Origin of the sequence: Pseudomonas sp. 2835, assembly GCF_050435905.1 — a bacterium.
Taxonomy (GTDB): domain Bacteria; phylum Pseudomonadota; class Gammaproteobacteria; order Pseudomonadales; family Pseudomonadaceae; genus Aquipseudomonas.
The window spans coordinates 23,710-47,002 of sequence record NZ_JBNDLE010000002.1; the positions used below are offsets into that span (position 1 = coordinate 23,710).

A 23,293-nucleotide genomic window follows, 5' to 3' on the forward strand; every position below is an offset into this window, starting at 1 on the left:
CTCGGTTGGCGATCAGTGCAGCAACAGCTACGTCCGCGGGGGCGATTGTCGGTGGATTGCCCCTGCCGGAGCAATAGCGCCGGCACTCAGGCAGTCGAGCAAGGCCCGCGCATGCCCGGGCAGGCTGGCAAAATCCCGGCTGCACAGGTGTAGTTGGCGCTTGGCCCACGGCTCGTGCAGCGCCTGGCTGTGCAACGCCAGCAACCCCTGCCAGCGCTGCACCGCAGCCTTTGGCACGATGCCCAGGCCCGCGCCATGGGCGACCATGCGGATCACCCCGTCAAACCCATCGGCGCGCACCCGCACCTGCAAGCGCCGGCCCAGGTGCAGGGCTTGCTCTTCAAGGTGCAGGGCCAGGGCGCTGTCGGCTTGCAGGCCAACGTAGCCGTGGCCGAGGGTGTCGGCAAAGCGCAGGTTGGGGTTGGCGGCCAGCGGGTGCGCGGGCGACATGATCAGCACCAGCGGGTCGTCGCGAAACGCCAGGGTTTGCAGGTGTTCGCTGGCCACCGCGCTGGAGATGATGCCGATATCCGCCACGCCCTGGGTGATCGCCTGGACGATGCGTAGGCTTGGCAACTCGTGAATGTCGATATCGATCGCCGGGTGCTGCTCGAGAAACCCGGCGAGCAATTCCGGCAGGTATTCGGTCAGCGCTGCGGTATTGCACAACAGCCGCACTTGGCCCTGCAGGCCCTTGGCGTATTGCCCGAGGTCGAACTGCAGGCGCTCGACCTGCTGGGCGATCAGTCGCGCATGTTGCAGCAGCGCCTGCCCGGCAGGCGTGGCCTGCACCCCGCGGCGGTTGCGTTCGAGCAGCGGCGTGCCCAGTGAGCTTTCCATGGCGCGGATACGCGCGCTGGCGGCCGGCAGCGACAGGTGGCTGCGCTGGGCGCCGGCGGTGATGTTGCCGCACTCCAGGGTGTGCTGGAACAGGCGCAGGTCAATCAGATCGAAATGCATCAGCCTCTTCCTGAGCAATAGTCTGGCTGAGTATATGGCAGATTTTCACTCTGGGTGGCGAAGTGCAGGATAGCGCCATGACTACCTTTTTCGGCTTCTATCAGGATATCGGTCCAGCGCTGTCGCTGCTGGTTATTGTCACCTTCGTGCTGGCCGGTGCGGTCAAGGGGGTGATCGGCCTTGGCCTGCCGACCATCGCCATGGGCCTGCTCGGCATGGCTATGTCTCCGGCGCAGGCAGCGGCCCTGCTGATTGTGCCATCGACCTTGACTAACCTCTGGCAACTGGCCTTTGGTGGGCACTTGCGCGCCTTGCTGAAAAGGTTGTGGCCGATGCTGGCGCTGATCTTTGTCGGCACCTTGCTGGGCAGCGCCTGGCTGGGCATCAACAGTGGCGCCTGGGCGGCGCATGCTCTGGGTGGGGCGTTGCTGGTGTATGCGCTGTATGGCCTGGTCGGCCGCGGAATGAGTCTGGCGCCTGCGCATGAAGCCTGGCTCGGGCCGTTCTGCGGATTGATCACCGGGGTCATCACGGCGGCCACCGGGGTGTTTGTGATTCCGGCCGTGCCTTACTTGCAGAGCCTGGGCCTGAGCCGCGAGGAAATGGTCCAGGCCCTGGGCCTGTCGTTCAGCGTCTCGACCCTGGCCCTGGCGATCGGCCTGGCGGGCCAGGATGCGCTGGGTGCACAGGCCCTGGGCGCATCATTGCTGGTGCTGGCGCCGGCGCTATTGGGCATGCTCGGCGGCCAGTGGCTGCGTCAGCGCATCAGCGCGGTGCTGTTCAAGCGCTGCTTCTTTATCGGCCTGGCGCTGCTCGGCACGCACCTGTTGCTCAACGGCTAGCGGATGAGGGGCTGAGCATTTCGATCAGCTGGATATCGAAGTCGCGCTCCAGGTAGTCCATGCGCTTTTCGAAGAACGCCGCCATGTGCGGCAGGGCCGAGTGCACATCCAGCGCGGCCTTGCTGGCCCAGATCTCGTAGAACACGAACAGGCTTGGGTCCTGCTGGTCGCGCAGCATGTGGTATTCGATGCAGCCCGGCTCTTGGCGGCTGGGCTCGACGTAAGCGCGAAACAGCGCTTCGAAGGACTCGGACATTTGTGGACGGGTCTTGGCTTTGAGGATGAAACCGTACTGCTCGCTCATGAACAGGCCTCTGAATGAAAGGGGGTGAATCGATTCTAAGGCAACAATAAACTCTGGATTCGTGCTTTTTAGTCAAATGTATTTTGCCCCGGCGCGTCTGTTTCCCCGCGAGGCCGGCCTCTATTCTGCCGCCATCAAATTCACTCGGTCACAGGCTCCGCTGCCCCTGATCGAAAACAGATGAGGCACCCATGAAAAAAGTCCTGTTGCTCAACGGTGGTAAAAAATTCGCCCACTCCGATGGCCGCCTGAACGAAACCCTGCACGAAGCCGCGCTGGCCTTCCTGGACCGCGCAGGGTTCGATGTGAAAACCACCTACATCGATGGCGGCTACGACAACGCCGAAGAAGTGCAGAAGTTTCTCTGGGCCGACGTCATCATCTATCAGATGCCCGGCTGGTGGATGGGCGCGCCGTGGACCGTCAAGCAGTACCTGGACGAAGTCTTCACCGCCGGCCATGGCAGTCTCTACGCCAACGACGGCCGCACCCGTTCCGATGCGTCGCAAAAGTACGGCAGCGGCGGCCTGATCCAGGGCAAGCAGTACATGCTGTCGCTGACCTGGAACGCGCCGCAGCAGGCGTTTGACGACCCGGCCGACTTCTTCGAAGGCAAGGGCGTGGACGCGGTGTACTTCCCGTTCCACAAGGCCAACCAGTTCCTTGGCATGAGCGGCCTGCCGACTTACCTTGCGGTGGACGTGATGAAGCGCCCCAACGTTGAAGCCGCCGTGGCCGCCTACGAGCAGCACCTGGCCGAGGTTTTCCAGACTCAAGCCTGATGAAGCCTTGCGCAAGGCGCGCCAAGCGGCTATCTATCACGGCTGTTGCCAACCCCGGGGTACAGCCGTGAAAGCCAGGTCCGATGAATTGCAGGTGTTCGTCTCGGTGATCGAGTGCGGCTCGATTTCCGCGGCCGCCGAGCAGGGCGGGCAGACGCCGTCGGCAATCAGCCGGACCCTGTCGCGCCTGGAAACCAAGCTCGGCACCACCCTGATCAACCGCACCACCCGGCGCATGGACCTGACCGAGGAAGGGCGGTTTTTCTTCGAGCGGGCCAAGTCGATCCTGCAGCAGATGGACGAACTCGAAGAGCACCTGTCGGTGCACCACCAGACCCCGTCCGGGCGCTTGCGTATCAACGCCGCGCTGCCGTTCATGTTGCACGCCATCGTGCCCTGGGTTGGTGAGTTTCGCGCGCTGTACCCGCAGATCCAGCTGGAGCTGAACACCAGCGACCTGATCATCGACCTGATCGAGCAGAGTACCGACGTCGCCATTCGCATCGGCGAGCTGGCCGACTCCAGCCTGCATGCCCGTGCCCTTGGTTGCAGCCCGTTGAACCTGCTGGCCAGCCCCGAGTACCTGGCCCGGCATGGCACACCCGAGCGGGTTGAAGAGCTGCAAGGCCACGCGCTGCTTGGCTTTACCCAGACCGAGACCCTCAACCACTGGCCGCTGCGCCATGCCGAAGGCGACCGCCTGCTGATCCGCCCGGCGCTGTCGGCCTCCAGCGGTGAAACCCTGCGCGAACTGGCCCTGGCCGGTGAGGGCATCGTCTGCCTGTCGCACTTCATGACCCATGAAGACATCCGCAGCGGGCGCCTGCAGGTGCTCTTGGCCGAGCACAACAGCGGCTACCGCCAGCCGATCAATGCGGTGTACTACCGCAACACCCAGCTGGCACTGCGCATCCAGTGCTTTCTCGATTTCATTCAGAACAAGCTGGCGATCTACGCCTGCTGAAGCGTCCATCTGCGACAGCTTCTGCCTATGCGCGGCGAAAACTCCTACGGTGTTTGATAACTCGTCTGACATCAGCCTTAATGGCTGTTCAACGAAAACAACACTAAGGAAGCTCTCATGCGCGTTGTGATGTTCCGATCCCTGGCCCTCGGCGCCGCGATCCTCGCCAGTAACGCGGCTTACGCGGTTACCCTGGAGGGCGGTGCGGTTGCTGCACCCGATCAATATGGTGCACAGGTCGCCGCCGATATCCTGAAAAAAGGCGGCAACGCGGTGGATGCGGCCGTGGCCACCGCCTTCACCCTGGCGGTCACCTACCCCGAGGCCGGCAACATCGGTGGCGGTGGTTTCATGACCCTGTATGTCGACGGCAAGGCCTACTTCCTCGACTACCGCGAAACCGCGCCGAAGGCCGCCAGCCGCAACATGTACCTGGACGACAAGGGCGAGATCATCGAGAACCTCAGCCTGGTCGGTTCCCGCGCTGCCGGCGTGCCCGGTACGGTGATGGGGCTGTGGGAGGCGCATCAGAAATTCGGCAAACTGCCGTGGGCCGAACTGCTGACCCCGGCGGTCGGATACGCCAAGAATGGCTTCAAGGTCGCCTCCAAACAGTACCAGTACCGCGAGGACGCCCTGGGCTTGTTCAAGGACAGCACCAACTTCAACGATTATTTCGGCAGCATGAAAGTCGGCGAGACCTTCAAGCAGCCGGAGCTGGCGCAGACCCTGGAACGCATCGCCGACAAGGGCGTCAGCGAGTTCTACCAGGGTAAGACCGCTGACCTGCTGGTCGCGCAGATGCAGGCCGACAAGGGCCTGATCAGCAAGGACGACCTCAAGGACTACAAAGCTGTATGGCGTGAGCCAATGAAAATCGACTGGCGTGGCAATACGGTCTACACCGCGCCGCTGCCAAGCTCGGGCGGCATCGCCCTGGCCCAGCTGCTGGGCATCAAGGAAGCGCGCGCCGCCGACTTCAAGGGCGTCGAGCTGAACTCGGCACGCTACATCCACCTGTTGGCCGAGATCGAAAAACGCGTGTTCGCCGACCGCGCCGACTACCTCGGCGACCCGGCGTTCTCCAAGGTACCGGTCGAGCAACTGATCGCCAAGGACTACATCGCCAAGCGCGCCCAGGAGGTCAACCCGACGGCCATCTCGGACACCGAGAAAGTCCGCCCTGGCCTCGAACCGCACCAGACCACGCACTTCTCCATCGTCGACAAAGAGGGTAACGCGGTCAGCAACACCTACACCCTGAACTGGGACTACGGCAGCGGCGTGGTAGTCAAGGGCGCGGGCTTTTTGCTCAACGACGAAATGGACGACTTCAGCTCCAAGCCGGGCGTGGCCAACGCCTTTGGAGTGGTCGGTGGCGATGCCAACGCGATCGAGCCGGGCAAGCGCATGCTTTCGTCGATGACCCCGAGCCTGGTGACCCGCGAAGGCAATGTCACCCTGGTACTGGGGACCCCGGGTGGCTCGCGGATCTTCACCTCGATCTTCCAGGTGCTGAACAACCTCTATGACTACAACCTGCCGCTGGAAAAAGCCGTGGCTGCACAACGCGTGCATCACCAGCTGCTGCCCAAGGACACGATCTATTTCGATGCCTTTGCACCGCTTACCGGCAAGGTCGCTGAAGAGCTGAAGAAAATGGGCTACACCCTGGAAGATCAGGGCTGGGAGATGGGCGATATCCAGGCTATCCGGGTCAATGGCACGGCGCTGGAAACCGCTTCTGATCCGCGTGGGCGGGGTGTGGGGCAGATCGTTAAGTAAGTGCTGAAGCTATCGCTGGCAAGCCAGCTCCCACAGGGTCAGCTGTCATCAGATCCATTGTGGGAGCCGGCCTTGCCGGCGATGAGGCCAGTGCAGTGAGAACATCAGCTAGCGCCTGGATTGCGACCGCTTCGCGCTCGATCGCTGGCAAGGCCAGCTCCTACAGGGCTCTGTGTACGCCGATCCATTGTGAGAGCCGGCCTTGCCGGCGATGAGGCCAGTGCAGTGAGAACATCAGCTAGCGCCTGGATTGCGACCGCTTCGCGCTCGATCGCTAGCAAGGCCTGCTCCCACAGGTCCGGTACATGCAAGTCTACTGTGGGAGCCGGCCTTGCCGGCGATGAGGCCAGTGCAGTCAGCACATCAGCTAGCGCCTGGATCACGACCGCTACGCGCTCGATCGCCGGCAAGGCCAGCTCCTACAGGTCCGGCGCATGCAGGCCTTTTGTGGGGCGTTGCCGGCGATGGGCTGCAAAGCAGCCCCGGCTTCAGAGGGTCAGACGCGGAAGTGGCTGACCATGGTCTGTAACTGGTTACCCAGGCGCGCCAGTTCAACGCTCGACGCCGCCGTCTCGTCACTGGCCGCTGCGGTCTGCTCGGACACATCACGGACATTGAGAATGCTGCGGCTGATCTGCTCGGCCACCGCGCTCTGTTGCTCCGCCGCCGCCGCAATCTGCTGGTTCATCGACTGAATGTTCGACACCGTACGGGTGATGCTTTCCAGCGAAGCACCGGCCTTGCGGGTCAGCTCGACGCTGCTGTCGGTCAGGTTGCGGCTGCCGAGCATGACGTTGGCCACCTGCTGGGTACCGCTCTGCAGGCCGGCGACCAGCTCTTCGATCTCTTCGGTGGACTTCTGCGTACGCTGGGCCAGGCCGCGAACTTCGTCGGCGACCACGGCAAAACCACGGCCGGCTTCACCGGCGCGGGCCGCCTCGATGGCAGCGTTGAGTGCCAGCAGGTTGGTTTGCTCGGCCACCGACTTGATCACGTCCATGACGCTGCCGATCTTCTGGCTTTCCTGTTGCAGCAGGCCCATGGCCTCGGTGGAGCGGTGCACCTCTTCGGCCAGGCGTTCGATCTGGCTGATCGCTTCGGCGACAACCTGGTCACCGGCACGGGCCTGACCATCAGCTTCGGTGGCAGCCTCGGAAGCATGCTCGGCATTGCGCGCAACTTCCTGCACGGTGGCAGCCATTTCGTGCATGGCGGTGGCGACCTGGTCGGTTTCAACTTTCTGGCTGTTGACCCCCGCGCTGGTTTCTTCGGTAACAGCCGAGAGTTCTTCGGCGGCGCTGGCGATCTGGGTGACGCCGTCGCGGATGCCGGTGATCAGGTCACGCAGGGTCGAGCCCATGCGCTGGATGCCTTGCTGCAGCACACCTAGCTCGTCGCGGCGGGTGACGCGCATGTTATGGGTCAGGTCGCCGGCGGCGATCTTCTCGACCACAGCCAGGGTTTCACGCAGCGGGCGGGTGATCTGGCGGGTAATGATTACCGCAGCCAGTACGCCGACCAGCAGTGCCAGCAAGGTGGCAGTCAGCTGCAGGGTGCGGGCCTGGGCGCTTTCGCTGTCGCGGCGGTCCAGTTGGATCTGGTACAGGGCGTCGCTGGTCTTGACGATGTCGGCGCCTTGAACGGTCATTTCCTGACGGGCTACGGCGATATCGGCAGTGGCGTCGCGGAACTGGCGTACGGCGTCACGGTAGGCCATCACTGCGGTTTCAAACTGCTTGATGCGCGCGGTTTCGCCTGGCAGCTGGCGGTTCAGACCGGCGATTTCGGCCAGGGCGGTGTCGAGCTGACGCAGGGCCAGTTGCTCGGTCTCGCTGCTGATGTCAGCGATGTAGCTGCGCACGGCCAGGCGTACCAGCAGCAGTTGCTCCTTGGCCTGGGTAATGGTGCGGAACTGTTCCAGGCGGCTGGCGTCACCCTCGGGCAGGGCCAGCACGTCGCGGTTGATCGCTTCGATCAGCTCGATGGCGCGGGCCGCAGCCTGGTTCATCGAATCGCGAGCGGCCAGGCTGGTCTTGTAACCGGCGCGCATCTTGTTGATCGACACCTGGTATTGGCTGATGGTCTGGCCCAGCTCCTGGAGCAGCTTGATGTTCTCCGGGCTCTTGAAGCTCTTGAGCAGTTTTTGCTGCTGCTCGCTGAAGGTATTGAGCTTGACCTGGACGTTGCCGGCCGCTGCATCGTCGCCGTTGGTCAGCATGTACTGCAGGCGGGTGATGCGCAGGTTGGTCAGGTCGCTGTTGAGCTGGGTGATGTCGCTCATCCAGTTGCTGCGATCGATCAGGCTGCCCAGGCTGTTCCAGCCGGTCAGGGCCAGCAGGCCGGTAAGCAACAGCACCAGGCCAAAGCCCAGGCCGAGTTTCAGGTTGACGCTGATGTTGGCAAACCAGCTATTCATGCAATCCCTCCAGGAACGTTGTGCTTCTTGATCCGAATCGGTGGAAGGTTGTTGTTATTGATGGCCAGCCGATGTTCTGAGCAGGGTTTATCGGCGGCTTGCGCCGGAGCTGAAACGCTTTTTCAGCAAAAATGATCAGCGGTAGGTAACAGGGGATTTCTGCGGCCAGCCTGAGGCTTCAGGCGGCCGCAAAAACCGTCAGAGCGAGCGTGCGCCGAAGGTGTCGCACTGGTTGATATCGCCCTTGGCGAAGCCGGTCTTGAACCAGCGCTGGCGCTGTTGCGAGGTGCCGTGAGTGAACGAGTCCGGTACCACCCGGCCCTGGCCCTGCTGCTGCAGACGGTCGTCGCCGATGGCGTTGGCGGCGTTCAGGGCTTCTTCGATATCACCCGGCTCCAGCCAGTTCAGGCGTTTTTGCGCCTGGTAGGCCCAGACCCCGGCCAGGCAGTCGGCCTGCAGCTCCTGGCGCACCAGCAAGCCGTTGTCGCCTTCCATGCGCTCGCCACGCTGGCGAGCGGCCTGGATCTTGGCCGAAACGCCAAGCAGGGTTTGTACATGGTGGCCGACTTCGTGGGCGATCACGTAGGCCTGGGCAAAATCGCCGGCGGCCGAGAAGCGCTGTTCCATTTCGCGGAAGAAACTCATGTCCAGGTAGACCTTCTGGTCGGCCGGGCAATAGAACGGCCCGACCGCCGAAGAGGCAAAGCCGCAGGCCGAATTGATCTGGCCGCTGAACAGGATCAGGTTGGGGTCTTTGTACTGGCGGCCGGCCTGGGCAAAGATGGCCTTCCAGGTGTCTTCGGTGTCGCCAAGCACCGAGCGGACGAACTCCGCTTGCTCGTCATTGGCCGGCGGCGCCTTGCCGGTGCCAGGGCTGACCGGTGCGCTCTGTTCCTGGCCCATTTGCCCGGCCAACTGGCCGAGGATCTGCAGCGGGTCCTGGCCGGTGATCCAGCCAATCCCGACAATCAACAGGATCGCGCCGATGCTCAGGCCTTTGCCACCGCCGAAGCGCATGCCGCCACCGCCCTCGCCACGGGCATCGACCACATTGTCGCTACGCCTGCCTTTTCGCCATTGCATGAGTGCTCTCCGGAGCTTGGAAACATGAGGACAAAGATTAGTTCACGGCGTGGGGCTCTGTCAGGTTCCTGATTTATTCATAACCATTTGGTTATGTATTGCGCTGTTCTTTTCAGTATTCGCCGGGCCCTGCATACCGGAAACTGCAAGCTCGCCTGCCACGCCCAGGCCCTCCAATAATTCCAAGACAGGAGAACGGCATGTCTGCGCAAGACAACAGTCGCTTCGCTATCCGTGATCGCAACTGGCACCCGAAAGCCTTGACCCCCGACTACAAGACCTCTGTCGCGCGCTCGCCGCGCCAGGCCCTGGTGAGCATCCCGCAGTCGATCAGCGAAAGCACCGGCCCGGATTTCTCCCACCTGAAATTCGGCCCTAACGATCATGACCTGCTGCTCAACTTCAATAACGGCGGCCTGCCGATCGGTGAGCGTATCGTTCTCGCCGGGCGCGTTTGCGACCAGCACGGCAAGCCGATTCCGCACACCCTGGTAGAAATCTGGCAGGCCAACGCCGGTGGCCGCTACCGGCACAAGAATGACCGCTACCTGGCGCCGCTGGACCCCAACTTCGGCGGTGTCGGCCGTGCCCTGACCGACAGCGAAGGTTATTACAGCTTCCGTACCATCAAGCCGGGCCCGTACCCCTGGCGCAATGGCCCCAACGACTGGCGCCCGGCGCATATCCATGTGTCGATCAGCGGCCCGTCGATTGCCACGCGGCTGATCACCCAGCTGTATTTCGAAGGCGACCCGTTGATTCCGATGTGTCCGATCGTCAAGTCGATTGCCAACCCTGACGCGGTGCAGAGCCTGATCGCCCGGCTGGACATGAGCAATGCCAACCCCATGGATTGCCTGGCCTACCGCTTTGACATCGTGTTGCGCGGGCAACGCAAGACCCACTTCGAAAACTGCTGAGGAGGTGCCCCATGCCTATCGAACTGCTGCCGGAAACCCCTTCGCAGACCGCCGGCCCCTACGTGCACATCGGCCTGGCCCAGGAGGCCGCCGGCAACCCGACCCGCGACCAGGAAATCTGGAACCGCATGGCGCAGGCGCACGCGCCAGGCGAGCACATCCTGGTGTTCGGTAACGTCTATGACGGCAACGGCCACCTGGTGCGCGACTCGTTCCTGGAGTTCTGGCAGGCCGACCACAGCGGCGATTACCAGGACGATTTCAACCTGGAAAAACCCTTCAACAGCTTTGGCCGTACCGCCACCACCTTCGATGCCGGTGAGTGGACGTTGCACACCATCAAGCCGGGGGTGGTGAACAACGCCGCTGGTGTGCCGATGGCGCCGCACATCAACGTCAGTCTGTTTGCCCGTGGCATCAACATCCACCTGCAGACCCGCCTGTACTTCGATGACGAAGCCCAGGCCAACGCCAAGTGCCCGGTGCTCAACCTGATCGAGCAGCCGCAGCGGCGCGAGACGCTGGTGGCGACCCGTTGCGAGGTAGACGGCAAGCTGGCGTATCGTTTTGATATCCGCATTCAGGGTGAAGGCGAGACGGTATTCTTCGATTTTTGAATGTTGAAGCGAGTGACATGAGCAAAGCCCGCCATTGGCGGGCTTTTTTGTTCGGATCAGCGTGGTGTCGTAACGCCGATGGATTCGGACTTCAACAGTTTCAAGCCTTCATCGGCGTTGTAGCCATGAATCTCTTTCACATCGAGCTTGCGCATGAACGAGAGCGTTTCAGCAGTGATCACCTGCCCCGGTACCAGGATTGGAAACCCCGGCGGATAGGGAATCACGAAGTTTGCCGAGATCAGCGGCGGGCCATTTTCCAGGCGTTCGTCGATGGTTTTGTCGAACAGACGAATATGCTCGCACGCTGCGCTGTCGTAGGCTTTGTAGTAAGCACTGCGAATGTCTCCTTCTGCCGTACTGTTGTTCGCCGACTCACGAAAAGCGGGGTAGAAACAGCTGAAGTCGGGCAGGTCCGGCACATCTTCCATGAGTGACTTGACTCGGGCATTAAAGGTGTCCCGCAGTTTGCCATCACTGGTGTGCAGTCGATCTTCCAGTTCGCGGCTTATCCGTACCAGCACCCGGATCAGATGTGCCACGTCACTTCGGGTGTTGTTGATGTTGGTTTGCAGCAACACGCTGTTGCGAGAAGTCTTGTTCAACTGAATATCGTAGCGGTTGGTCAGCAAGTTCTTGAACGTGGTGCCGTCAAAGCCTGCATGGCCACAGACCAGCGTCAGGCGGGTAGGGTCCAGGGCGACTTCATCGGTGTTCAGGGCATCGATGACGGTGGGCCAGGCGGTGCCCTTTGCCAGGTAATCCTGCAGTCCTGAAGCCCGATAGGCTGTTGGCACCAGGTCCTCGATCGTGAGTATCTTGAAATACTTTGATATTAGCGGGTGGCGGCTGACCTCTCGACGGATGTCGAAGGCCAGCTGGGTTGCCGACATCACCAGTTCATAGCCTTCCAGCTCCATTTGCCGGCGGGCAACATCAAGGGAGGCAATGATTTGCTGATTGGGCGAAGTGGAAGAGTGGGTGAATACCGCCTCGCGGAACGAGGTTTCAACCTGATGGAAGTCCTGGTCATCGACCAGGATCATCGAGCCCTGGCGCAAGGCGGACATCGACTTATGGGTGGAGTTGGTCTGATAGACGCGCACGCGGGTGGTGTCCGGGTCCATTAGCAGATGTTCCTGCAGCAGCGCGGAGTCATCGGGAGCAAGCGCTTGCAGTCGTTCGCGCTGGCGTTCGAAAGCGTGCCGGTACTGCGGGCAGCTTAGCGCCTGCTTGAGTTGTGCGGCGGCGCCCATGCCGGTTCGACGGCGCAGCAGGGGTGAGAAGCGTGCAAAGCCAAACCAGGCTTCATCCCAGAGAAAGGCCAGGTCCGGTTTGATCGCCAGACATTCTTCCATGACCCGGAAGGTGTTGTAGACATGACCATCGAAGGTGCAGTTGGTCAACACCAGCAGTTTGACCCGATGCAGCTTTCCTTCCTTTTTCAGGTCGAGTAGCGCTTGCTTGATAGCGCTCAGTGGCACTGCGCCGTACATTGAGTATCGGGGCAGCGGGTAGGCTTCGACATACAGCGGATAGGCGCCGGTCAGAACCATGGCGTAGTGGTGTGATTTATGGCAGTTGCGATCGACAATCACAATGTCACTGGGGGCAAGCAGGGCCTGTTCAACGATCTTGTTCGAGGTCGAGGTGCCATTGGTGACGAAAAACGCCTGCTGTGCGCCGAACGCATGGGCTGCCCTGTCCTGGGCCTTTTTGATGTTGCCGGTTGGTTCTAGCAGGCTGTCGAGCCCGCCCGTGGTGGCGGAGCTTTCGGCCAGAAACAGGTTGATGCCGTAGAACTCGCCCATGTCGCGGATCCAGTTCGACTTGAATATCGATTTGCCTCGGGCAATGGGCAGCGCATGGAAGGTGCCGATAGGACGTTGAGCATAGTGTTTCAGGTTGTTGAAAAACGGCGTTTCATAGCGTTTTGCAACGCCTTGCAGCAGGCTCAGGTGGATCTCCAGCGGCTCCTCGACTTCGTAGAACACCCGGCTGATGAACGCGTAGTCTTCATCACCGGCAATTCGCTCAACCTGACGATCGCTTAGCAGCAGGATATCGAGCTCCGGCCTGATGGACTTGATCGCTCGGGCCAGCGGCAAGGCCAGGTTCGTGGGTTTTTCGTCGTCCGGGTTGTTGCCCTGGTGTGGCGCAAGCAGGTCACGCACCCAGGCGGCGCGACAGGTCGATGCAAAACCGAAACCTTCATAGATCACCACCGCTTGCAGATTGACGTTGAGGATCACTGCCAACAACGCATCCTCATAGGATCCGGTCATGACCGCTTCATAGATGAAAGGGTCCTGATGGCGGCGCAACCGGCGAATGGCTTGAAGGTGCTGAGGCCATGTCGACGTGGGCGCGGGGCTGACAATCAGTGTTTCGAAATACGGACGATGCGCCGACGCGCCAGCGAAACTACGGGTCGCGGGTGCATCGGGAAGGTCCTCGCTGGCCTCCCAGTCGTTTGCATCCTGTTTGTAGCTGCGGTCGAGCAGTGAACTGCTGATGCGCTGAGCCAGGTGCAGTGCCCCGATGGCATTGCCCGAGGCTACGCGTTCGACCAGCAGGTCCAGCAGGCGAGGGCCCGGGTAGGCCTGATAGGCCTCCAATTGAGCGATCTGCTCAAGTTGGGCGAGGCATTGCTGTCGGAGCTTCTCGCTACTGTGCTGATCTTTGCTGCCGCGCCAACGGCGACAGAGGGCGTTGAGCTCACGCCACAGGTCAACGCGGGCAGTGGTGCAGGAAAACAGCTGGTCGACAGGCTTTGCGTCGCCATCGGGGGGGCTCAGGTTGTTCACGGTTCAACTCCTTTTGAACGGTCGCCGGCGCGGCGAGCGGATTGCTTGCCTTAAGGCGCAATGGGAGCCGTGAAGTATTCGCGTGGTGGATAATCCTAAGCAGCCTGTCTGCTTTCCCTGTGATGCCTTATTGCAAGGAACGGCTCATTCGTAATCCGTTGCCCCGGCAATATGCCGCCCGGCGATATACCCGAACGTCGCCGCCGGCCCCAGGTTGATTCCGCCCGCCGGATAATGTCCGGCCATGATGCTGGCCATGTCGGTGCCCACCGCATACAGTCCGGCAATGGCCTGCTGGTGCTCGTCCAGCACTTGCGCATGGGCGTTGGTTTTGAGCCCGGCAAAGGTGCCGAAGCAGCCTGGTTCGACCTTTACCGCATAGAACGGCCCCTGTTCGATCGGCGCTACGCATGGATTTGGCCCGTGCAGGGCATCGCCCTGTTTGCGGTTGTAGGGCGTCGAGCCGCGGCCGAATTGCGGGTCCTCGCCGTTGCGGGCATGCCGGTTGTACTCGGCGACCGTCGCGACCAGGCCGTGAGGGTCAATCCCGCAGGCCCGCGCCAGGGCTTCAATGCTGTCGCCGGACTTCAAGTAGCCGGACGTGATCAACGGCTGCAGCGGCAACGGAAAGGGGCGCGAGATACCCAGGCCATAACGGCGCTGGAAAGCATGGCTGCAGATCAGCCACGACTCGACCTTGTCCCCCGGTGCCTTGGCGACCATGGCGCTGACATAGTCGTAGTAACCGTCGGCCTCGTTGACGAAGCGTTTGCCGTCGGCGAGCACGCCGATGATGCCGGGCTTGGCCCGTTCGATGATGTGCGGGAAATGCCCGGTGCTGCCGTCCTTGTAAGGCACCCGCGATACCGGCGCCCAGGCCACCGGGCTATGCAGGTCGTCAGCCACCTGGCCGCCAACGCTTTCGCCCAGGCGCAGGCCATCCCCGCTGGCGCCCAGCGGCGGCAAGGCCAGGTGCTCGTGACCGGTGGGCGTACGCGGGAACAGCGCCTTGCGCCGCTCGATGTCGTTGGCAAAGCCGCCAGCGGCCAGCACCACGGCCTTGCGCGCATTGATTCGGATCGGCCCGCGTGCGGTTTCAATCAGCGCACCGCTGACCCGGCCATGCTCGCGGATCAACTGGCGAGCCGCTGCCGATTCCCAGAGCAACACGCCGAGGTCTTCAGCCGACTTGGCCAGCCGCGCGACCAAAGCTACGCCGTTGACCAGTTGCAGGGCCCGGCCGTGGGTTGCCAGATCGAGCAGGTGGCGACTGAAGCGCTTGCTCACATGCAGCAACGAGCGCCAGGAACGGGTCAGGGTAAGGAAGGCAGTGAGGTCCTTGCCAGCCATGATCGGCATGCCCATGAACGAGGTTTCGCGCATGGTTTTGCGCAGGCGCGTGAGCAGCTTTTTGCCCAACTGGCGGCCATCGTAGGGTGCAGCAATTACCGAACGCCCGCCGGTGCCGGCGCCAGGGGTATTGCCGTGAATGTCGGCAATGCCATTGCCGTCGGCAAATTGCAGGGCGGTATGGCGCTCGAAGAACGACACCATGTTGGGTGCCGCCTCGAGAAACGCATCGATCATCTGCCCGTCGAAACGTTCGCCCAGCTCATGTTCCAGGTAAGTACGCGGCTGCGAGCGCTGCTCGATGATCCCGGCGCGCTGCGCCAGCGGATTGCACGGCACCCACATCCAGCCGCCGGACCAGGCCGTGGCGCCGCCGAACACCGCATCCTTTTCGACCACGATGACCTTCTGGCCATGCCAGGCGGCAGTCACGGCAGCGGCCAACCCGGCGGCACCGGAGCCGATGACCAGTACATCGCATTCGACCAGCGGGGTATCGACGGGCATGAGCAGTATCCTCCAGGCAATTTTGTTATATTTTGGAACTTGATTCCATATTCTATGGTTAGATCAATCGTCCAGCCAAGGCGTGCCACGACAAAGTGGGCGAAGATCGGACAGTGATTTGCGCTTTCGCCGAGGCTCTTTAGAATCGGCACAAATTTCAGGGACCATGACCATGGCCGGCAGTCAGATCGAACGCGCGTTCAGCCTTCTCGAACGCCTCACCAGCGACCCGCGCGGGCTGCCCCTGCAGACCCTGGCCGAAGAGCTGGACATCCCCAAGAGCGCCACCCACCGCATGCTCGCCGAGTTGATGCGCCTGGGGTATGTGCGTCAGAACGCCGAGAGCAGCCGTTATCACTTGAGCACCCGCCTGGTGGCCATGGGCTTTCGCTACCTGGCCAGCAGCGGCGCCGATATCGTCCAGCCGATTCTTGACCAACTGGCCCAGCAGACCGGCGAGCTGGTGCGCCTGGGGGTGATCGACGGTGAGCGCCAGACCTGGATCGCCAAGGCCCAGGGCGCCCGCTCCGGCTTGCGCTACGACCCGGACATGGGCCGTGATGCGCCGTTGTTCTACACCGCCTCCGGGCATGCCTGGCTGTCGAGCCTGAGCGATGCCCAGGCTTTGTTGCTGGTGGAACGCCAGGGCATCGCCGACCCGGCGCAGTTCGGTCCCAATGCGCCAAAATCCAATGCCGAGCTGCTCGAGCGCCTGCGCATCGCCCGCGAGCATGGCTATGCCTGGGTGGTGGAAAGTTCGGCAGTGGGGATGTCGGCGCTGGCGGCGGTGGTGCGTCATCCGCTGGATGGCCACGCGGTCGGCGTGCTCAGCGTGGCCGGGCCCAGTGCGCGGATGAGCGAGGCGCGCATGCACGAGCTGGCGCCGGTGTTGCTGGCGGCGGTGGCGGAATTGTCGGCGGCGAGTCCTGCTTCTGAGTTGTTTGTCTAAAAGCATCGCGGGTCAAGCCCGCTCCTGCACCCGAGGTCCGTTTTTTTGCTTGCATTGAAATTGGAACTAAGTTCTAAATATTTCCAAATTCAACTCGCCGAGAAAACAACAATGAGCCAACGCGTGATGTCCCTCGCCGCCCTGACGGTACTTGAGCTGTCGCCTGTGGACATGGTCGAGGTTGCTGCCCGCGCAGGCTACAGCCATGTTGGCCTGCGCCTGGAACCGGCCACGGCCGAGGAACATCACTTCCCGTTGGTGGCCGACGCCGGCCTGCGCCGGCAGACTGCCGCGCGCCTGCGCGATACCGGCATCCAGGTGCTGGATGTGGAGATTTTGCGGCTCAAGCCCGAGACCTGCGTGGCCGACTTCGAAGCCCTGCTGGCCGTCGGCGCCGAGTTTGGCGCCAGCGAGTTGCTGGTGGCTGGCAACGACCCTGATGAGCAACGCCAGAGCGACAACTTCGCCGCCCTCTGTGACCTGGCCGCAGATTACGGCCTGCACCCACACCTGGAGTTCATGCCCTGGACCGATGCCAAAAACCTCACCCAGGCCTGGCGCATTGTCGAGCAGGCCGGGCGCGACAATGGCGGGGTGCTGGTCGATGCCTTTCACTTTGACCGCTCGGCCTCGTCGCTGGACGAGTTGCGCCAGGTCCCGGCCTCGCGGCTACGCTATGCACAGGTGTGCGACGTAGCCGGGCCGCGTCCGGACGACATGGCCGAGATCTTGCGCCAGGCGCGTAACGAGCGGCGTTTTCCCGGCGATGGCAATTGCGATTTGCCCGGCCTGCTGCGTAGCCTGCCGCAAAATATCGCCCTGAGCCTGGAAGTTCCCGTTCGCGACCAGGGCCTGAGTGCCTTGCAACGGGCGCAGATGGCCCTGGACAAGACCCATCAGTTGCTCCGTCAACTCTGAACCTGCGAGCTTTTATCGATGCCCCGTCCCACTGCGCTCGACGCTGTCAGCCAACCGCTCAAGGGCATTGCCCTGGTGGTGCTGGCGACTTTTCTGTTCGCCAGCCACGACGCCTTGTCGAAGTACCTGGCGGGGTTCTACCCGATTCTCTGGGTGGTGTGGGCGCGCTACCTGGTGCACACCCTGCTGATGATGGTGATCTTCCTGCCGCAGTCGGGCTTGCGCGTGCTGCGTACCCGGCGGCCGGGGCTGCAGACCTTGCGCGCGCTGTGCCTGCTGGGCACCAGCCTGTTGTTCACCACCGCCCTGCAGTACATACCGCTGGCCGAGGCGACGGCGGTCAACTTCCTCGCGCCGTTGCTGGTCACGGCGCTGTCGCTGCCGCTGCTGGGCGAGAAGGTCACGCGTGGGCAATGGGTGGCGGTGCTGGTGAGTTTTGTCGGGGTGACGGTGATCATCCATCCGGGCGGGGCCTTGTTTACCCCGGCGGTGTTGCTGCCGTTCGGCTCGGCCCTGTGTTTTTGCTTCTACCAGTTGCTGACGCGCAAGCTCAGCGGTACCGATAGCCCGACCACCAGCAACTTCTTCACCGGCCTGCTCAACACCCTGGTGATGAGCGCCGTGGTGCCGATGTTCTGGCAGACCCCGAGCTTCATCCATGGCCTGATGGCCGTGGCCCTGGGCACCTGCGGGATGACCGCGCACCTGTTCCTGACCCAGGCGTTCCGGCATGCGCCACCGGCCATGCTGGCGCCGTTCAGTTACTGTCAGATCGTGTTCGCCGGTGTTCTCGGCCTGGTGTTGTTCGGACACAGCCCGGACATGGCCGGGCTGGTGGGGATTGCCTTGATCTGCCTCAGCGGCCTGGGCGCCGCCTGGTTGCAACGGCGGCGTTAGGCCTCGACCTTCGGCACCTTGCGCGGGGCCATGAAGTACATCCAGGTCAGGGCGATGAAGTACATGGCCGGGATCATGGTGAACAGCAGGGTGTAATTGTTGTTGGTGGTGGTCAGGATGTAGCCGACCAACTGGGTCATGAACATGCCGCCGATGGCTGCGCACATGCCGCCGAAACCGAACACCGTACTCATCATGTGCTTGGGCGTGTAGTCCATGACCAGGCTCCAGATGTTGGCGGTCCAGGCCTGGTGAGCGGCGATGGCCAGGGAAATCGCCAGCACCGCGACCCACAGGCTGCTGGCGCCGGCGGCGAAGATCACGCCGATGATGGTGGTGGCGAACAGCAGCATCGACAGCAGCCGCGCCTTGACCGGGGCCATGCCGCGACCGATCAGGAACGACGAAAGAATGCCACCGCCGACGCTGCCGAAATCCGCACTCAAGTAGATGACGATCAGCGGGATGCCCATCTGCGTGACGCTGATGCCCAGGCTGTATTGCTGGTTGAGAAACGGTGGCAGCCAGTACAGGTAGAACCAGAACACCGGCGCAGTCATCGAGTAGGCCAGGGCGAAGGCCCAGGTGCCGCGCATGCGCAGGATCCGTGAGAACGGCACGCGGGCCTGTTCCGGTTCCACTTCGCTTTGCACGTAGGCCAGTTCTTCTTTGCTGACGCTTGGGTGGTCTTCCGGGTTGAAGTATTTCAGACCCCAGAACACTACCCAGACCAGGCCCAGGGCGCCCATGCCGATGAACGCCGCTTGCCAGCCCCACACGGTAAGGATCAATGGCAGGAGCATCGGCGTGAACATGGCGCCGACGTTGGTGCCGGCGTTGAAGATGCCGGTAGCCACCGCGCGTTCACCGGCCGGGAACCACAAGCGGGTGGTCTTGACGCAGGCCGGGTAGTTGGCCGCTTCGGTCAGGCCAAGAATGAACCGGCAGACCATAAAGCCCACCGCCGAGGTGGCCAGGCCATGGGCGCCGGTGGCCAGGCTCCAGAGCAGCACCGCGCAGAAGAACACGCGCTTGACGCCGACCCGGTCGATCAGCCGGCCCTGGAGCACGAAGCCGATGGCATAGCCCACCTGGAACCAGAAGTTGATGTTGGCGTAATCCATCGCCGTCCAGCTCATCTCCTTGGCCAGGATCGGCTGCATCACCCCGAGGGCGGCGCGGTCGATGTAGTTCAAGGTGGTGGCGAAGAACACCAGCGCGAGCATGACCCAGCGGGTCTTGCCGACGGCCATGGCGCCACGCAGCTTGTCGCCGATGCCGGCGTGCGCAGTAGTGCCCAGGGGCTGGGCCATGCGGGTGGATTGAGAGTGGATCATCGCGGGTTACCCGTATTTTTATGTTTATGGGTCAAGCCTTGGTGTCGAAATGGTGCGCCTGTGGTCAAAAAAGGGTCAATTGACTGAACGCTATATTGGGCGATAATCGAACACAAAACTAACTAGTTCGTACCTTTTGCATTGAGCAAAAATTGCTCAACACCAATAATTCCTCCACCGGTTTTTGCCTGCCCATCGGAGCCAGAATAATGCAGCGTTCGATCGCCACCGTATCCTTGAGCGGTACTTTGCCAGAAAAACTCGAAGCCATCGCCGCCGCTGGCTTCGACGGCGTCGAGGTCTTCGAAAATGACCTGCTGTACTACGCCGGCAGCCCGCGCGAAATTCGCCAGCGCTGCGCCGACCTGGGCCTGGCGATTACCTTGTTCCAGCCGTTTCGCGATTTCGAGGGCTGCCGCCGCGATCGCCTGGCGCGCAACCTGGAACGGGCCGAGCGCAAATTCGATTTGATGCAGGAGCTGGGCACCGATCTGGTGCTGGTGTGCAGCAATGTCGCCGCCGATTCTCTGGGTGAGCGCCAGTTGCTGGTCGACGACCTGCGCCTGCTGGCCGAGCGCGCTGGCGCCCGTGGCCTGCGTATCGGCTACGAAGCCCTGGCCTGGGGCCGCCACGTGAACACCTGGGAGCAGGTCTGGGACATCGTCAAAACGGCTGACCATGCAAGCCTGGGGATGATCCTCGACAGCTTCCACACCTTATCGCTCAAGGGCGACCCGCGGGCCATCGCCCAGGTGCCGGGGGACAAGATCTTCTTCGTGCAGATGGCCGACGCGCCGATCCTGGCCATGGACGTGCTGGAGTGGAGCCGGCACTTTCGCTGCTTCCCGGGGCAGGGCGAGTTTGACCTGCCAGGCTTTCTCGCGCCGATTCTGGCCAGCGGTTACAGCGGCCCGCTGTCGCTGGAAATCTTCAACGATGGCTTTCGTGCCGCGCCACCTCGGGCCAATGCCGCCGACGGCCTGCGCTCGCTGTTGTACTTGGAAGAAAAAACGCGCCAGCGCCTTGAGCAAGAGCGTGTAGCGCCTGCCAGCGACGACCTGCTGTTCGCCCCGCCGCCTGCCAGCGCCTACGACGGTATTGAGTTTCTCGAGTTTGCCGTCGACGATGCCTTGGGGGCCAAGCTTGGCAACTGGCTGGAACGCCTGGGCTTTACCCGCGCCGGCGTGCACCGCTCGAAGAATGTCAGCTTGCTGCGCCAGGGCGACATCAACCTGATCCTCAACGCCGAGCCTTACTCCTTCGCCCACAACTTTTTTGAAAGTCATGGCCCGTCGCTGTGCGCCACGGCGATCCGGGTCAAGGACAGCGCCCAGGCCCTGGCCCGGGCCGTGGCCTACCATGGCCAGCCCTATCGTGGCCTGGTCGGCCCCAATGAGCGCGAGCTGGCAGCAGTGCGTGCGCCGGACGGCAGCCTGATCTACCTGGTCGACCAGGATGCCCAGGGCCGGACCATCTACGACACCGACTTCAGCCTGCAGCAGCAAGCGGGCAGCAGCCTGGGCCTGACCCGCATCGACCATATGGCCCTGGCTTTGCCGGCCGACGGCCTGGACAGCTGGGCGCTATTCTACAAGAGCGTGCTGGATTTCAGCGCCGACGACGAAGTGGTGTTGCCCGACCCCTACGGCCTGGTCAAGAGCCGCGCTTTGCGCAGCCGCTGCAGCTCGATCCGCCTGCCGCTGAACATTTCGGAAAACCGCAACACGGCGATTGCCCATGCCTTGTCGCATTACCGCGGCTCGGGTGTGCACCACATCGCATTCGATTGCGCGGATATTTTTACTGCAGTCAAACAGGCCAAGGAGTCGGGCGTGGCCTTGCTCGACATCCCGCTCAACTACTACGACGACCTTGCCGCGCGCTTTGATTTCGACGACGAGTTCCTCAGCGAACTGGCCTACTACAACGTGCTCTACGACCGTGATGCCCAGGGTGGTGAGCTGTTTCATGTGTATACAGAGCCGTTCGAGGAGCGCTTCTTCTTTGAGGTGCTGCAACGGCGTAACGGCTACAGCGGCTATGGCGCGGCCAACGTCGCCGTGCGTCTGGCCGCCATGGCCAAGGCCCGCGCCGGGTCGCCGGCACAGGCCAAGTTGTAGGGCGCAGGCACCGAGGCTTCCTTACTCAGCACCCGGGGCTCATAATTGCCGGGTTAACCGATGGCCATGAGTCCCGTATGACGACTACCCCAGCACTCTGCGCAGCTTCCGAACAGGCGCCGCGCAAGGGCCGCAAGAACAATCCGGAAAAGACCCGCGAGAACATTCTCCAGGCGGCGATCAGCGAGTTCGTCCAGCAGGGGCTGGCCGGCGCCCGGGTCGATGCGATCGCCGAGCGCACGCAAACCTCCAAGCGCATGATCTACTACTACTTCAACAGCAAGGAGCAGTTGTACGTAGAGGTGCTGGAGAAACTCTACGGTGATATCCGCAGCACCGAAAGCAACCTGCACCTGGCCGAGCTCGAGCCGCGCCTGGGCATCCGCCGGCTGGTGGAGTTCACCTTCGATCACCATGATCGCAACGTCGATTTCGTGCGTATCGTCTGCAACGAAAACATGCACCACGGCGAGTATGTGAAGCGCTCTTCGGCCATCCGTTCGATGAACAAGACCGTGCTCACGGCGCTGGACGAAGTGCTCAAGCGCGGGGCGGCCGAAGGGGTGTTTCGCCAGGGGCTGGAGGCGCTGGATGTGCACCTGCTGATCAGCTCGTTCTGCTTCTACCGGGTGTCGAACCGGCATACCTTTGGTGAGATCTTCCAGGTGGACTTCGAGGACAAGGCGGTCAAGGACCGGCATCGGGAGATGATTTGCGAGTCGGTGCTGAGGTTCTTGCAGGCGTGAGGAGCCGGGGCCGCTTGGCGGCCCATCGCTGGCAAGGCCAGCTCCCACAGTTGCGGCGCATGCAGATCCATTGTGGGACCCGGCGTTGCCCGCGATGCTTTTCAGTCACCCAGACTGTTGAAGTGCTCGATCATCCGCGCCGCATCAGGCTTCACCCCGCTGAACAGTTCAAACGCCTTCACCGCCTGGAACACCGCCATGTTCGCCCCGCTCAGGGTGCGGCAGCCCAGGGCCCGGGCTTCGCGCAGCAGTTCGGTTTCCAGCGGAAAGTAAACAATCTCCGCCACCCACAGATCCGCCCGTAGCAGCGCCTTGGGCACCGGCATGCCCGGCAGCTTGGCCATGCCCATGGGCGTGGTGTTGACCAGGCCGTCGGCGCTGGCCATGGCGCTTTGCAGCTCATGGCCGACCCTGGCCCGGCTGCCGGCAAAGTGCTGGTTGAGGTTATCCACAAGGGCCTGGGCACGGGCCAGTTCAACATCGAACACGCTCAGTTGCCCGACCCCTTCTTCCAGCAGCGCATGGGCCACCGCAGCCCCGGCGCCACCGGCACCCATCTGCACCACCTGGCGGCGCGGCGCATCGCTCAGGCCACGGCGAAAGCCTTCGGCAAAACCCAGGCAGTCGGTGTTGTGGCCGATGCGCTTGCCGTCCTTGAGTACCACGGTGTTCACCGCGCCAATGCCGCGGGCTTGCGGCGACAGCTCGTTGAGCAGCGGCAGGATCGCCTGCTTGCACGGGAAGGTGATGTTCAGGCCGGTGAAGCCCATGTACTCGGCTGCGGTCAGCAGCTCTTCGAGGGCGCTGGCGTCGAGCTTGAGCTGGTCCAGGTCGATCAGTCGGTACAGGTAGTTCAGGCCTTGCGCGGCGCCTTCGTGCTCGTGCAGCGCGGGGGTGCGCGAGGCCTGGATGCCGGCGCCGATAAGGCCGGCGAGGATGCCGGAAGAAGAGGCCAAAGCCATGCTGAAAACTCCGTTGTTGTTCTTGGT

The 23,293-nt window shown here is 62.6% G+C and carries 19 protein-coding genes and 1 pseudogene; 11 read left to right on the top strand and 9 right to left on the bottom strand.

What is annotated here, in order from left to right; translation table 11 throughout:
• Positions 1–27 precede the first annotated feature (27 nt).
• Positions 28–960 carry a LysR substrate-binding domain-containing protein gene (locus ABIE20_RS02080; RefSeq protein ID WP_429502416.1) on the bottom strand — a complete coding sequence of 311 codons (933 nt, stop codon included), beginning with the start codon at positions 958–960 and terminating at the stop codon, positions 28–30.
• 77 nt (positions 961–1,037) lie between these two features.
• Here ABIE20_RS02080 and ABIE20_RS02085 point away from each other — a divergent pair, with 77 nt between their 5' ends.
• Positions 1,038–1,802, top strand: coding sequence for a sulfite exporter TauE/SafE family protein (locus ABIE20_RS02085; RefSeq protein ID WP_429502418.1), 765 nt, complete (start codon positions 1,038–1,040; stop codon positions 1,800–1,802).
• Here ABIE20_RS02085 and ABIE20_RS02090 read toward each other — a convergent pair.
• A complete protein-coding gene (locus tag ABIE20_RS02090; RefSeq protein WP_429502420.1) occupies positions 1,792–2,106 on the bottom strand; it encodes a putative quinol monooxygenase in 315 nt (104 codons plus the stop codon). The genes ABIE20_RS02085 and ABIE20_RS02090 overlap by 11 nt on opposite strands.
• Positions 2,107–2,297: 191 nt before the next feature.
• Here ABIE20_RS02090 and ABIE20_RS02095 point away from each other — a divergent pair, with 191 nt between their 5' ends.
• The 3 genes from ABIE20_RS02095 to ggt all read left to right on the top strand — a co-directional run bounded on the left by ABIE20_RS02095 (position 2,298) and on the right by ggt (position 5,637).
• Complete coding sequence (locus ABIE20_RS02095; protein WP_045195845.1) at positions 2,298–2,888, top strand: NAD(P)H-dependent oxidoreductase; 591 nt, start codon at positions 2,298–2,300, stop codon at positions 2,886–2,888.
• Positions 2,889–2,955: 67 nt separating this feature from the next.
• Complete coding sequence (locus ABIE20_RS02100) at positions 2,956–3,852, top strand: LysR family transcriptional regulator (RefSeq protein WP_123564529.1); 897 nt, start codon at positions 2,956–2,958, stop codon at positions 3,850–3,852.
• A 117-nt stretch (positions 3,853–3,969) separates the two neighbouring features.
• Positions 3,970–5,637: a gamma-glutamyltransferase gene (ggt, locus tag ABIE20_RS02105; RefSeq protein WP_429502423.1), complete on the top strand. Its 1,668-nt coding sequence runs from the start codon at positions 3,970–3,972 to the stop codon at positions 5,635–5,637.
• Between the two features lie 496 nt (positions 5,638–6,133).
• Here ggt and ABIE20_RS02110 read toward each other — a convergent pair whose 3' ends face one another.
• The 3 genes and pseudogenes from ABIE20_RS02110 to ypfJ all read right to left on the bottom strand — a co-directional run bounded on the left by ABIE20_RS02110 (position 6,134) and on the right by ypfJ (position 9,136).
• The gene (locus tag ABIE20_RS02110) at positions 6,134–6,997 is read right to left on the bottom strand and encodes a methyl-accepting chemotaxis protein (protein WP_371128692.1); all 864 of its coding nucleotides are present in this window, start codon (positions 6,995–6,997) and stop codon (positions 6,134–6,136) included.
• Positions 6,989–8,053 (bottom strand): annotated as a pseudogene (locus ABIE20_RS02115) (methyl-accepting chemotaxis protein); the annotation flags it as partial. The gene ABIE20_RS02110 and the pseudogene ABIE20_RS02115, both read right to left, overlap by 9 nt.
• Positions 8,054–8,251: 198 nt before the next feature.
• Positions 8,252–9,136, bottom strand: coding sequence for a KPN_02809 family neutral zinc metallopeptidase (gene ypfJ, locus ABIE20_RS02120; protein WP_429502425.1), 885 nt, complete (start codon positions 9,134–9,136; stop codon positions 8,252–8,254).
• 200 nt (positions 9,137–9,336) lie between these two features.
• On the opposite strand from ypfJ, the gene pcaH reads away from it, so the two are divergent.
• The gene (gene pcaH, locus ABIE20_RS02125; RefSeq protein WP_045195856.1) at positions 9,337–10,056 is read left to right on the top strand and encodes a protocatechuate 3,4-dioxygenase subunit beta; all 720 of its coding nucleotides are present in this window, start codon (positions 9,337–9,339) and stop codon (positions 10,054–10,056) included.
• An 11-nt stretch (positions 10,057–10,067) separates the two neighbouring features.
• Positions 10,068–10,673, top strand: a complete 606-nt coding sequence (gene pcaG, locus ABIE20_RS02130; RefSeq protein ID WP_429502427.1) for a protocatechuate 3,4-dioxygenase subunit alpha — start codon at positions 10,068–10,070, stop codon at positions 10,671–10,673.
• A 56-nt stretch (positions 10,674–10,729) separates the two neighbouring features.
• On the opposite strand, the gene ABIE20_RS02135 is transcribed toward pcaG, so the two are convergent.
• On the bottom strand, positions 10,730–13,480 hold the full coding sequence (locus ABIE20_RS02135) for a hypothetical protein (protein ID WP_429502429.1): 2,751 nt from the start codon (positions 13,478–13,480) through the stop codon (positions 10,730–10,732).
• Between the two features lie 144 nt (positions 13,481–13,624).
• Entirely contained in the window at positions 13,625–15,337 is a 1,713-nt protein-coding gene (locus ABIE20_RS02140) for an FAD-dependent oxidoreductase (protein ID WP_429502431.1), read from the bottom strand.
• Positions 15,338–15,509: 172 nt separating this feature from the next.
• Between ABIE20_RS02140 and ABIE20_RS02145 the strand changes: the two genes are divergently transcribed.
• The 3 genes from ABIE20_RS02145 to ABIE20_RS02155 all read left to right on the top strand — a co-directional run bounded on the left by ABIE20_RS02145 (position 15,510) and on the right by ABIE20_RS02155 (position 18,101).
• A complete protein-coding gene (locus tag ABIE20_RS02145; protein WP_258716305.1) occupies positions 15,510–16,286 on the top strand; it encodes an IclR family transcriptional regulator in 777 nt (258 codons plus the stop codon).
• Positions 16,287–16,397: 111 nt separating this feature from the next.
• A complete protein-coding gene (locus tag ABIE20_RS02150; protein ID WP_429502433.1) occupies positions 16,398–17,204 on the top strand; it encodes a sugar phosphate isomerase/epimerase family protein in 807 nt (268 codons plus the stop codon).
• An 18-nt stretch (positions 17,205–17,222) separates the two neighbouring features.
• Entirely contained in the window at positions 17,223–18,101 is an 879-nt protein-coding gene (locus tag ABIE20_RS02155) for a DMT family transporter (RefSeq protein ID WP_045195866.1), read from the top strand.
• On the opposite strand, the gene ABIE20_RS02160 is transcribed toward ABIE20_RS02155, so the two are convergent.
• Positions 18,098–19,438: an MFS transporter gene (locus ABIE20_RS02160; protein ID WP_045195868.1), complete on the bottom strand. Its 1,341-nt coding sequence runs from the start codon at positions 19,436–19,438 to the stop codon at positions 18,098–18,100. The two genes, ABIE20_RS02155 and ABIE20_RS02160, sit on opposite strands and share 4 nt — an antisense overlap.
• A 209-nt stretch (positions 19,439–19,647) precedes the next feature.
• Between ABIE20_RS02160 and quiC the strand changes: the two genes are divergently transcribed.
• Together quiC and ABIE20_RS02170 are read left to right on the top strand one after the other, a co-directional pair.
• A complete protein-coding gene (gene quiC, locus ABIE20_RS02165; protein ID WP_429502436.1) occupies positions 19,648–21,558 on the top strand; it encodes a 3-dehydroshikimate dehydratase QuiC in 1,911 nt (636 codons plus the stop codon).
• Positions 21,559–21,635: 77 nt separating this feature from the next.
• Positions 21,636–22,304: a TetR/AcrR family transcriptional regulator gene (locus ABIE20_RS02170; protein WP_429502438.1), complete on the top strand. Its 669-nt coding sequence runs from the start codon at positions 21,636–21,638 to the stop codon at positions 22,302–22,304.
• A gap of 101 nt (positions 22,305–22,405) precedes the next feature.
• On the opposite strand, the gene ABIE20_RS02175 is transcribed toward ABIE20_RS02170, so the two are convergent.
• Entirely contained in the window at positions 22,406–23,266 is an 861-nt protein-coding gene (locus ABIE20_RS02175) for a shikimate dehydrogenase (RefSeq protein WP_429502440.1), read from the bottom strand.
• Between the last annotated feature and the right edge of the window lie 27 nt (positions 23,267–23,293).